This is a genomic window from Novimethylophilus sp. (assembly GCF_036504375.1).
GTDB lineage: Bacteria > Pseudomonadota > Gammaproteobacteria > Burkholderiales > Methylophilaceae > Novimethylophilus.
The window spans coordinates 1-11,241 of sequence record NZ_DASXVH010000060.1; the positions used below are offsets into that span (position 1 = coordinate 1).

Below are 11,241 nucleotides of genomic sequence, written 5' to 3' on the forward strand. Positions count from 1 at the left end.
CCCGGATAACGTCATCCTGACCATCGCAATCAGGCATGTTGCCACTTGCGAGATGCTGGTACCGAAGGCGAAATATGACGCATGGCAACTGCTGGCGCTGGTGGATAGAGCCGAGGCTGACCATATTCATTGAGAAAGGAATTGATGATGGTAAGCAAGACAAATAAAGCGGCAGCCAATAAACCAGATGCATCAACACCGGCGCACGCCAACAAGTCAGTTAGATAAACTGTTGTTTATTCAATAGGTTATCAATTGAAACGATGGGGTTTTTTCTAAAGTAGATAAGAATAGACCCTCCCCACCCCCTAAAAGCCGGGGGGGGTTAGAGAATGCAGGCAAAAACCGCGTCCGTGTCTCTCTAATACACCAGAAGCAAAATACGAAAAGCAGGCTGGCTGGAATTTGTTTTTACAAAACGGTTACTAATCATTGGCTTACATTCATGGCGATTACCTTCGCAGTCAGTTTTTGATACGCGCGTGAATTACAATGGTTAGAAGGGTGGAATGTGCCTAAACTTTCAGAAAAAAGCGGCGTACCAAAAAGGACTATTTACTCTATATTGGCAAAAGATCGGGTGCCGGGAATAGACACTACTGACGAACTGGCAAAGGCTTTCGGGCTGAATGGATGGCTTCTGCTTTACCCTAATCTTAATTATGAGTTGGCAAAATCCGGCAAGCTGGATATGCTAATCGAAACTTATGGCGGTTCACAGCAAGAGACAAGAGAGTATGTTACCCATGTGCTCAATAGGGAAAGAGCAATAAACAGAGGATGACGCCAATGGAAACTATTATTTGGGGGGTAATCGGTATTCTCATGTTGATGTTCTTGTTACGGGCATGGTTTTGGGCGCTCTTGTCTGGCCTAGGTGGATTGGTTGCCGGTTTCACTGCGTTTGACTGTATTATTCACTTCCAGATATTGGGTGCCATCGGATTCCTTTTCCTTGCAATTCTATTATTGGGCACTACCGTAGTAATACTAGAACTATAGCAGTAAACAGCATCAGTCTGCTGTTGGTATATTTGTTGGTATGTATGAAAAACGTAAACGCTATAACAAGCATTGGAGCGGATTTCAGCGTTTAGTATGAATCCCGCCATCCCAATTTCTGGCCATATCGAACTGGCCTGCACAACCAGAACGCAGCTATTTCGTAGTTATGCTCTGGAACCTTGAAGTTTCAATCCAGAAGCCTGCTCTGCATAAGTGGCTAGGTGCCGTGAAGGTATGTGCCGGCACGAGTGCTGGCGATGGGCGATCATGGAAAAAGCTCGCGCTTGTTGGCAACGAAGCTGATCGAGCGTACCAATTGTTTTGAACGTTTTCAGTTCGGTTATTTGTAATAGCGGGATTCGAAATAAAAACGGCAGCCGAAGCTGCCGTTTTCTGTTGCGATTCGCCGGCTGTTAAAAAGCGGCGAGCACGAAGACGTTTAGCGGTTGCAAACGTACATCGTGACTTCGAAACCGAAACGCATTTCAGTAACTGCGGGCTTGGTCCACATAATGCTCTCCTTTTCAGGTTATTGGATTTTAAGTGTGTAAGTGAATTGCTCCACTCGGGTTCGTACTATACCCAGCTGCCGCGACCAGGTATTCATGCGTGTCATGAAATGGTGCTAATGATTTTCATGAACCATCGTTTATTCGTACAGCGCTATTCGGAACCTGGCGGCTGAATGTCTGTCTTTTCAACAGCTGAAAGCATCCCGCATGCCCATCTGCATTAAACAACAAGCCGATCGGAGTTTATGGTGCGCATTGCCACGCTGAAAAACATGTTCCGGTCGCTGGCTGGCCGCGATTTCCGGTTGTACTTCTTCGGTCAGGTCATATCTTTGGTCGGGACGTGGGTGCAGCAGGTAGCGCTGTCGTGGATCGCCTACCGCGTGACCGGTTCGGCTTTCATGCTCGGACTGATCGCATTCTCGGGACAGATTCCCATGCTGCTGGTGACTCCGCTGGGCGGAATGCTGGCCGACCGCTTCAGCCGGCGCAATATTCTGCTGACCACGCAATGTGTGGAAATGTCGGTGGCGGTATCGCTTGCGGTGCTGGCCTATTACGACGAATTCTCCTCCTGGGCGCTGATAGCAGCCTCGGTAGCGCTGGGGTTGGCCGGAGCGGTGGAAATGCCGGCGCGCCAGGCGTTCGTTACCGAAATCCTGCGCGACCGCAGCCATATGTCCAATGCCATTGCCTTGAACTCGCTGACGTTCAACGTGGCCCGCCTGGCCGGGCCTGCCGTCGCGGGGATAATTCTGGCGGCCTTCAGCGATGTCGTCTGTTTCGCTGCCAATGCCGTCTCCTATGTTGCATCCATTTATACGCTGATGGCTATCCATCCGCGCAAGCAAACCCTCCGTCGAAGCGGCGGGCCATTGCTGGACGGCGTCCGCTATTTGAGGGAATTCAAGCCGGCGGGCTGGCTGGTCATGTCGGTGGCGATCACCAGTTTCTGCGTCTCGCCATTCATGACCTTCATGCCGGTCTATGCCAAGGATATCTTTCATGGCGGCCCCGATATGCTCGGCACCCTGATGGGCGCATCGGGATTCGGCGCGCTGCTGGCAGCGTTGTTTCTTGCCAACCGCAAATCCGTGACCGGTCTGGGCAATTACATCGTCGGCGGTTTTTTCCTGTGCGGCCTGGCTTCCGTGGGCTTCGCCTACAACCGGCTGCTGACGCTGGCGCTGCCCATGCTGGTGGCCTCTGGTTTGTCGCTGATCATCGTTGTCACTTCCTGCAATATTCTGTTGCAATCCATGGTTCCGGAGCAGTTGCGAGGCCGGGTGATGGCGCTTTACACCATGTCGTTCATCGGCATGCTGCCAGTGGGCAGCCTGATCATGGGGGCGCTGGCGCACAAGGCCGGGGTGCAGGTGGCGTTCCTGCTGGGAGGGGTGATGGCAGTCAGCATGGGGTATATCTTAAAACGCAGGCTGCCCCGACTGCGGACGGAAGCCCGCCCTGTCCTGGCAGAAAAAGGGTTATTGTCCGATTGATCCGCCATGGTCGCGGGCTCGTCGAAAACAGCGGCCACGCTTGGTTTCGCGTTGGCTTTATCACGGCGGCTTTTTTTGAGTTTTGCTGATTATGACTTACAATATTAGCAATAAAAACCGGCCGTGATTTGAGACACTGCCGAATACAGCCAGCCGAGGATTTCCTGTTTCTTGTTCAAGCTGTTCTTGTAATTAAACATGAATCCGTATTAGCGCCCCGATTCGGGTTACGATTGCTTTTCTAATATTGTTTATCCATCGAATGAAACTAAATCTTACTGTCGCCGAAGTCACGCAGCGTATCCGGGAGCGGAGCGCTGAAACTCGCCAAGCTTATTTGCAGCAGCTTGATGTCATGGCCAAGCGCCCGCCGGGCAGCAAGCGCATGGGCTGTGCCAACGTGGCGCACTCGTTCGCCGCGATGCCGGTCAACGACAAGTTCAAGGTAGTCAAAGAGCATGTGCCCAATATTGGCATCATTACCGCATACAACGACATGCTGTCGGCCCATGCGCCGTTCCAGCACTACCCGGACCTGATCAAGACGGAAGCCCGCAAACTGAACGCGACGGCACAGGTCGCCGGCGGCGTGCCCGCAATGTGCGACGGCATCACCCAGGGCATGTCCGGCATGGAGTTAAGCTTGTTCAGCCGCGACGTGATCGCGATGTCCACCGCAGTGGCGCTGAGTCATGACGTATTCGACGCGGCATTGATGCTGGGTGTATGCGACAAGATCGTTCCCGGCCTCTTGATCGGCGCCCTGCATTTCGGCCATCTGCCGACGGTATTCATACCGGCGGGCCCGATGACAACCGGGTTGTCCAATAGCGAAAAATCGCATATGCGCGTGCTGGCGGCGGAAGGCAAGGTCGGGCGGGAAGAACTGCTGGAAGTGGAATCCAAGGCCTACCACGGGCAGGGTACCTGTACTTTTTACGGCACCGCCAACAGCAACCAGATGTTGCTGGAAGCGATGGGCCTGCATGTTCCGGGTACCGCTTTCGTCAATCCGGGCAGCGAGTTCCGCAGCGAACTCACGCGCGAAGCGGTGCGCAGCGTGCTGGGCATCGTCAAGGACAAGGCTTATTCCCCGATCGGCCATGTGGTCGACGAGCGCTGCATCGTCAACGCCATCGTCGCGCTGCTGGCTACCGGCGGCTCGACCAATCATCTGATCCACTGGGTGGCGGTGGCGCGCGCGGCGGGCATCATGATCAACTGGGACGACTTCTGCAACTTGTCCGACGTGGTGCCGCTGATCGCCCGCGTTTATCCCAACGGCGAAGCGGACGTCAATGCCTTCCAGGAAGCCGGCGGCCCCGGATACGTGATCCGCGAACTGCTCGATGCTGGCCTGATGCATGAAGACGTGCTGACGGTGCGCCCCAAGGGCATACGCGAATACACCGGCATCCCGGCGCAAAACGGTACCGGCATTCATTGGAACGTTGCCGGGTTGTCGAAGGACGATTCCGTGGTGCGCCCGGTATCGTCGCCGTTCAGTCCGAACGGCGGCATCAAGGTGCTGCGCGGCAATCTGGGACGCAGCGTGATCAAGATTTCCGCAGTGCCGGAAGACCTGCACGTGATCGAAGCGCCGGCCAAGGTGTTCGATTCGCAGGAAGAACTGCTGGCCGCGTTTGCCGCCGGCGAACTCAATCACGACGTGGTGTGCGTGGTGCGCTGGCAAGGCCCGCACGCCAACGGCATGCCGGAACTGCACAAGCTCACGCCGCCGCTGAAGGCGTTGCAGAGCAAGGGTTTCGACGTTGCGCTGGTGACCGATGGCCGCATGAGCGGTGCTTCCGGCAAGATTCCGGCAGCCATCCATGTGTCGCCCGAAGCTGCTGCCGGCGGTCCGCTGGCCAAGGTGCAGGATGGCGACGTGATCCGCCTGGACGCGATTACCGGTCGGCTGGAAGTGCTGATTGACCCGGAGGACTGGGCCGGACGGGTGCCGCACAAAATGCCGCATAGCCTGCGCGAATCCAATGCGACGGGTATGGGGCGTGAACTGTTTGCCGGGTTGCGCCACAACGTGACTTCCGCCGAAGAAGGGGCATGCACGTGGCTGTAAGCGAAAAACTGACCTCCCTGCAGGTAATGCAGGATGCGCCGGTAATCCCGGTCATCGTGTTGAACGACGTCAAGCACGCGGTACCAATGGCGAAAGCGCTGGTCGCCGGCGGCATACGCATGCTGGAAATCACGCTGCGCACTTCGGTGGCGCTGGAATGCATGCGTGTGATCGCCAACGAAGTTCCGGGCGCGGTGGTCGGTGCCGGCACAGTACGCAGCGCCGCCGACGCCAAGGCCGCCGCCGATGCGGGCGCGCGCTTCGCCGTCAGCCCCGGCTACACCTCGGCCGTAGGCAAGGCTTGCCGCGACTTGGGGCTATCCCTGCTGCCCGGCGTGGCTACCGGCAGCGAAATCATGATGGCGCAGGAAGACGGTTACAACGAACTCAAGTTTTTCCCGGCGATGCAGGCCGGTGGCCCCAACCTGCTCAAAGCTTGGGGCGGCCCCTTCACCGACGTCAAGTTTTGTCCCACCGGCGGCGTATCGCCGGAAAACGCTTCGCAATTGCTGGCGCTGTCCAATGTGGTGTGCGTCGGCGGCTCCTGGCTGACGCCGTCGGATTTAATGGCCAAAGGCGATTGGGCGAAGATTACCGAGTTGGCGAAACAGGCAGCAGCTTTCAGCCGCTGATCGGCAAAAATAATGATGCTGGAAATAAGGCCGGGGAAACCCGGCCTTATTTTTCAGGGTATCCGTGATAGTGGTTGATTTCGGTTAAAAACTGGTGAGCGCAGTATTTTCATTGTGTTGATTTGTTATGACGGGAATGCATCATATCGCCAAAAGGGGAAGGTCACGAACGTCAGGTTTCGGGCAACACTTTATTGAGATTTGAGTTCGGGTTGACGCCGCGGGAATCGTGTCGCCTGCACTCCTTGGTTGGGTAGATCTACTGGCTTCTCTGACCGTCGTCGGTCTGACCTCTCTGACCGTCGTCGGTCTGGCCTCTCTGACCGTCGTCGGTCTGGCCATTGTCCGCGTACACGGTGGATTGGTTATCAGAACTCTTCTGATCTGATGATTTCTGCTTTGCCTCAACAGATGGCACACAGATTGCCGCACCCAAGAGGAGGGCTATGACGGCGATGTAGTTTTTCCAATTTTTCATGATTAGCTCCTATTAAAATTCTCAGATCATGCCGACGTTGGATAACTGATTGATTAATTATGGTTACCATTAGGTTGTCTGTCCGCGAATGTAAGAATAGTACAAATCGAGTAAATTTTCAGCCAAAAATTCAAAATCAACTGTGTATTACGGATACTCTAATTTTTGGTTCGACGCTGGTGTCACCGTGCAATTGAGCGAGACGACGCTAAAGTACGGGTGCTGCGCGAGCCGTTGCGCAATACGCCTCTGCGCTTCTGCCAGAGCGGCGCCATTGTCGAAAAAACCATGCGGTAAAAACACTTCGGCTTCGGCTTTTCCGCCTATGTAATGGAACACCACGCGTACCGGCTCCGGCAAGTCCTTGAGCAGCGGCAGCAGGTGGATCAGCAGTTCGTCCCGCCCCGGCATGCGCTGGGCGTTGGCGTCGTGTTCGGTATCGTCCTCGGGGTCGACGTGGACCAGCACGTCGGTGACCGTGGCATGGCTTTTCAAGACCCGCGCCCGCGCCCGTTCGGCGATGCTGTGCCCTTCCGAAACGCTGATGCGCGGGTTCACCAGGATGTGGGCATCGACCAGCGCGCGGTGCGCCATGCGGCGGGTGCGCAGTTCGTGCAGGCTTTCGACACCGGGGGTGTCGATCAGCGTCTGGCGGATGCTTTCGACTTCTTCCAGCGACAGGCCGGCGTCGATCAGTTCCTGGAAGGCATCCCAGGCGAAAACGATGCCCATGCGCACGATCATGAAGCCGACGACGATGGCGGCCACCGAATCGGCATAGATGAAGCCCAGCAGATTGCCGCCTATGCCCAGCGCGACCACCAGCGACGAAGCGGCGTCGGAGCGGGCATGCCAGGCGTTGGCGATCAGCATCGGCGAGCGCAGGCGTTCGCCGATATGCAGCATATAGCGGAACAGCCCCTCTTTCGCAATCAGTGCGATACCCGCAACCCACAGCGCCAACGGTGCCACGGGCGGCAGATTTTCGATGTTCTGCAGTTTCATCGCGGCGGCGGCCATGATGCCGATCCCGGTTACCGCCAGGATGGCGCCCAGCACAAAAGAGGCTGCGGTTTCCATCCGGCCGTGGCCGTAAGGATGGCCTGCGTCAGCCGGATCTTTGCTGTGATAGCTGGCTACAAGCACCAGAAAGTCGCACACCAGATCCGACAGCGAATGCAGGCCGTCGGCAAGCAAGCTTTGCGAATGGGCGATCATGCCGGCGAAAACCTGCACTACGGTGAGCAGCACGTTGACTGCGACGCTGACCCAGGTCGACTTGTGCGTCATGGCATAGCGCCTAGGGTCATCGAACGATATCTCGGAGTGATCGGTGCCGGGGCTCATGCGTAGTCTCGCGAAAGCGGCAAGCTAAACCTGTTCTATCCCGGCCAGCTGCCATTGGCTGTCGGTTTGGCGTCCGCGGACGAAATGCCAGACTTCGTCAATCCGGTCGGGTGCGGCGTTTTCGTCTTCGCTGACCATGCCGCGGAACCTGACGCTGGCGATGCTGCGTTCGTCCTCTTCGGTCAGGTTGATGCGCTCGGCTTTCATCGTCATCGTCTGCGTGCGGCTGGAGGCGGCACGGCTGCGGATGTCGTCCATCAGCTGGCTCCGCAGCGGCTCGACGGTGAACTCTTCGATGTGCGCGATATCGCCGCGGTTGTTCGCCTCTTGCAGTTCGTTGAAAAACTTGAGCGCGTTGCGTTCAAAAGCCTGCTGTTCGGCGTCCGGTGCCGAGCCGGAGAGCGGGGCGACATTGCTGCGCGCCATGGCGGGCGAAATCCGGTCGCCGGCCTCACGGCGGCGCGACAGCCACATCAGCACGCCCATGATCGCAGCAGTGCCGGCCAGCAACAGCAGGATGAATCCCCAGGGTGAACCGCTGCTGCCGGCCGCGGGTTGGTTGGCGGCGAGCGGATCGGCATTGGCGCCGGTATTGTTGCCGGCAATGGGCTGGTTCTGGCCGTAGCCGTTGTGCATCGCGGAATTGGCGAGATAGCCCACGGCAGCGCCGGCGGCAGCGGCCCCGACCATGCTGCCCACGCCGAAGCCAGGCCTGGCCGGTTGCGCCGGTGCGGGGCCGGCGACAGGCTGCGGCGCTGCTGCCGGTTGCAGCGGTGCATTCTGGCTGCGCGCCTGGTTCATCACGTCGGGGCGCTGCATGCCGGCATTACTGCCGCTGCCGACCCGTTGCGGTGCCGAGGACGGCGCACTCATGCTGCGGCTGGAAGACATCGAGGAGGAGCGGCTGCCGACGCGGGCCCCAGCCTCGAATGACTGCAATGCGAGAGAGAGAATCATCGCCGAGACGATCGTGGCTTTAGTAAGACGCATGTGGATTCCTTGAAAAATATGAAACGCGCCATTCTCGCTGCCAATGATGACAATCGGCTTACAAGCAGGCGCGGACCTGGACCTTGGCGGGTCTGTCATTGATTGGTCGCGGGGGTTTCCTCAACCAGCAAATCCAGTTTTTTCGCCAGCCATTTGGTGGTGGTGGCCTGGATCAGGATAGTCATCAGTATAGCGATAAAGGTCACCGAGGCGATCATTTTCGCGCCTGGGGCTTTCATGCCCAGCAAGAGGCCTGCCAATGCGCCGGGAATCACGCCGGTTTCGCGCGTCCAGCACATGAACAGCATCTCCTTGAAGCTCCACCTGGCGCGACGGTCCGGCAGCGCGCAGAGAAACACCGTGGCCGGCCGCGCGACCAGCATGAATAGGGTGACCACGGCCACGCCGCCCGCCAGGTACTGGTTCATCAGGCCAAAATCCACCTGCGAACCGAGCAGGATGAAAATGAACATGCGCATCACCAATGCCGTGATCAGCACGAAGTCTTCGAGTTGCGCTTCATCGCGCTCGGCGATGGCAAAGCCGAGCGATTGCTGGTTGCCCAGCATGATGCCGAACACGAACACTGCCATGTAGCCGCTGGAGTTCAAGCCGTCGGCGCCCATGTAGGCACCGATGACTGCCATCAGCGTGACTACCGGCGCGTATTCGGTCAGAAAGCCGAACTTTTCGTGGGCGATCAGCACTGCGGCCAGATAGCCGAGCACGCCGCCGATCACGATGCCCAGCAGCGATTGTTTGGCCAGATCGGCCAGCGCATGGCCGACGGAAAACTCGCCTGTGCGCAGTGCTATCGCCAGCACGGTGAAGGTGAGGATCGCGCCCATCGCATCGTTGAATGCGGACTCGCTCATCACTGTCTGCGCGACTCTATCCTTGATGCGGATCTGCTTGAACACCGGCACCAAGGTCGCCGGGTCGGTAGAGGACAGAGTTGCGCCCAATAGCAAAGCGACGATGACCGGAACGCCGAGAATGTAATAAGCGGCGGCACCGGTGATCGCAGCCGTGATCAGTACGCCTATGGTGGCAAGCGCGACGACGCTGATCCAGACTTCTTTCAGCACCTTGAACCGGATCGACGCGCCGCCGTCGAACAGGATGTAGCTGGAACCGAAGACCAGAATCAGCTGGTTGAGGGCGGAGTCTGCCTTGAGGTTCACCAGCCCGGTGATTTGCGGGCCCAGCAGCATGCCGATCAGCAGAAATACCACTACGTCCGGTACGCGCACCAGCCGTGCCAGCAGGCCGGAAAACGTGCCGGTGGCGAGGACGATGCCGATCAGCAGCAGCGTGTGCTTGGCGAGTTCGAGAGCGGTAGAGGATTCCATTCCGATTCCTTGCTGCGGATGTGGCGGCGCGACGAACGCGGCGATGCTATGCCGATGCCCCCAGCCGTTCCCAAGTGGCAACCACCGTGTCCGGATTGAGCGAAATGGAGGATATGCCCTGCGCCATCAGCCATTCCGCAAGGTCGGGGTGATCCGAGGGCCCCTGACCGCAGATGCCGACGTATTTACCCAGCCGCAGGCAAGATGCGATCGCCATCGACAGCAATGCTTTCACCGCCGGGTTGCGCTCGTCGAAAGCCGCGGCTACCAGCGCGGAGTCGCGGTCCAGCCCCAGAGTGAGTTGCGTCAGATCGTTGGAGCCGATGGAGAAACCGTCGAACAGTTCGAGGAACTGCTCGGCCAGCAGCGCATTGGAAGGAATTTCGCACATCATGATCAGCCGCAAGCCGTTCTCGCCGCGTTTCAGGCCAAAGCGCGCCAGTACCTCGACCACGGCCCGGGCTTCTTCCACGGTGCGCACGAACGGGATCATCAGCTCGACGTTGGTCAGGCCGATCTCGTCGCGCACCTTGCGCATCGCGATGCATTCCAGCTCGAAGCACTCGATGAACGTTTCCGAGGCATAGCGCGAGGCGCCGCGAAAGCCCAGCATGGGGTTTTCTTCATCCGGCTCGTAAATGTCGCCGCCGATCAGTTTTTTGTATTCGTTGGACTTGAAGTCGGACATGCGCACGATCACCGGTTTGGGCCAGAATGCGGCGCCCAGTGTGGCTACGCCCTCGGCCAGCTTTTCGATATAAAAATCGCGCGGGCTGGCATAGCCGCGCGAACGGCGCACGATTTCCTCAAAGACGCTGGGGCGTGTTTTCTCGAATTCCAGGATGGCTTTGGGATGCACGCCTATCATGTTGTTGATGACGAACTCCAGCCGCGCCAGCCCGACGCCCGCATTGGGCAGCTGCGCGAAGCTGAACGCCAGGTCCGGGTTGCCGACATTCATCATGATCTTGGTCGGCAGCGTCGGCATTTGCGTCAGATTGGAAGTGGCCACCTCGTATTCCAGCGCGCCTTTGTAGACGTAGCCGGTATCGCCCTCGGCGCAGGAGACGGTGACCGTGTCATTCTCGGTCAGGTTCTCGGTGGCGTCGCCGCAGCCGACTACCGCCGGAATGCCCAGTTCGCGGGCGATGATCGCTGCGTGGCAGGTGCGTCCGCCGCGATTGGTGACGATCGCGGAAGCCTTTTTCATCACCGGCTCCCAGTCCGGGTCGGTCATGTCGGTGACCAGGATGTCGCCGGCCTGCACGCGCAGCATTTCCCTGGCGCTTTCGATGATGCGCACCGGGCCCTGGCCGATTTTCTGGCCGATGGCGCGGCCGCTGACC

10 protein-coding genes are annotated in these 11,241 nt (G+C 58.2%); 4 read left to right on the forward strand and 6 right to left on the reverse strand.

Going from position 1 to position 11,241, the window contains the following annotated elements; translation table 11 throughout:
• The first annotated feature begins 511 nt into the window (after positions 1-511).
• Positions 512-784: a helix-turn-helix transcriptional regulator gene (locus tag VGK14_RS09355; protein ID WP_331508786.1), complete on the forward strand. Its 273-nt coding sequence runs from the start codon at positions 512-514 to the stop codon at positions 782-784.
• 660 nt (positions 785-1,444) lie between these two features.
• Here the strand turns inward: VGK14_RS09355 and pqqA are convergent.
• Positions 1,445-1,516, reverse strand: a complete 72-nt coding sequence (gene pqqA / locus VGK14_RS09360; protein WP_331508794.1) for a pyrroloquinoline quinone precursor peptide PqqA — start codon at positions 1,514-1,516, stop codon at positions 1,445-1,447.
• 246 nt (positions 1,517-1,762) lie between these two features.
• Here pqqA and VGK14_RS09365 point away from each other — a divergent pair, with 246 nt between their 5' ends.
• The 3 genes from VGK14_RS09365 (at position 1,763) to eda (ending at position 5,728) form a co-directional block, all read left to right on the forward strand.
• Positions 1,763-3,016: an MFS transporter gene (locus VGK14_RS09365; protein WP_331508787.1), complete on the forward strand. Its 1,254-nt coding sequence runs from the start codon at positions 1,763-1,765 to the stop codon at positions 3,014-3,016.
• 262 nt (positions 3,017-3,278) lie between these two features.
• On the forward strand, positions 3,279-5,096 hold the full coding sequence (gene edd, locus VGK14_RS09370; RefSeq protein WP_331508788.1) for a phosphogluconate dehydratase: 1,818 nt from the start codon (positions 3,279-3,281) through the stop codon (positions 5,094-5,096).
• The gene (gene eda, locus VGK14_RS09375; protein WP_349257297.1) at positions 5,081-5,728 is read left to right on the forward strand and encodes a bifunctional 4-hydroxy-2-oxoglutarate aldolase/2-dehydro-3-deoxy-phosphogluconate aldolase; all 648 of its coding nucleotides are present in this window, start codon (positions 5,081-5,083) and stop codon (positions 5,726-5,728) included. Before edd ends, eda begins: the two co-directional genes overlap by 16 nt.
• A 259-nt stretch (positions 5,729-5,987) precedes the next feature.
• Here the strand turns inward: eda and VGK14_RS09380 are convergent, their stop codons facing one another.
• The 5 genes from VGK14_RS09380 to ppsA form a co-directional block, all read right to left on the reverse strand.
• On the reverse strand, positions 5,988-6,206 hold the full coding sequence (locus VGK14_RS09380; RefSeq protein WP_331508789.1) for a hypothetical protein: 219 nt from the start codon (positions 6,204-6,206) through the stop codon (positions 5,988-5,990).
• A gap of 147 nt (positions 6,207-6,353) precedes the next feature.
• Complete coding sequence (locus VGK14_RS09385; RefSeq protein WP_331508790.1) at positions 6,354-7,553, reverse strand: cation diffusion facilitator family transporter; 1,200 nt, start codon at positions 7,551-7,553, stop codon at positions 6,354-6,356.
• A gap of 24 nt (positions 7,554-7,577) precedes the next feature.
• Positions 7,578-8,543: a Tim44 domain-containing protein gene (locus VGK14_RS09390; RefSeq protein ID WP_331508791.1), complete on the reverse strand. Its 966-nt coding sequence runs from the start codon at positions 8,541-8,543 to the stop codon at positions 7,578-7,580.
• A gap of 95 nt (positions 8,544-8,638) precedes the next feature.
• The gene (locus VGK14_RS09395) at positions 8,639-9,895 is read right to left on the reverse strand and encodes a sodium:proton antiporter (protein WP_331508792.1); all 1,257 of its coding nucleotides are present in this window, start codon (positions 9,893-9,895) and stop codon (positions 8,639-8,641) included.
• A gap of 46 nt (positions 9,896-9,941) precedes the next feature.
• On the reverse strand, positions 9,942-11,241 hold a 1,300-nt coding region (ppsA, locus tag VGK14_RS09400; protein ID WP_331508793.1), incomplete at its 5' end, for a phosphoenolpyruvate synthase.

Coding starts and splice junctions, on each gene's coding strand:
- VGK14_RS09385 (WP_331508790.1), bottom strand. CDS start 7,553: ATGAGCCCCGGCACCGATCACTCCGAGATATCGTTCGATGACCCTAGG.
- eda (WP_349257297.1), top strand. CDS start 5,081: ATGCACGTGGCTGTAAGCGAAAAACTGACCTCCCTGCAGGTAATGCAG.
- VGK14_RS09395 (WP_331508792.1), bottom strand. CDS start 9,895: ATGGAATCCTCTACCGCTCTCGAACTCGCCAAGCACACGCTGCTGCTG.
- VGK14_RS09390 (WP_331508791.1), bottom strand. CDS start 8,543: ATGCGTCTTACTAAAGCCACGATCGTCTCGGCGATGATTCTCTCTCTC.
- VGK14_RS09380 (WP_331508789.1), bottom strand. CDS start 6,206: ATGAAAAATTGGAAAAACTACATCGCCGTCATAGCCCTCCTCTTGGGT.
- edd (WP_331508788.1), top strand. CDS start 3,279: ATGAAACTAAATCTTACTGTCGCCGAAGTCACGCAGCGTATCCGGGAG.
- VGK14_RS09365 (WP_331508787.1), top strand. CDS start 1,763: ATGGTGCGCATTGCCACGCTGAAAAACATGTTCCGGTCGCTGGCTGGC.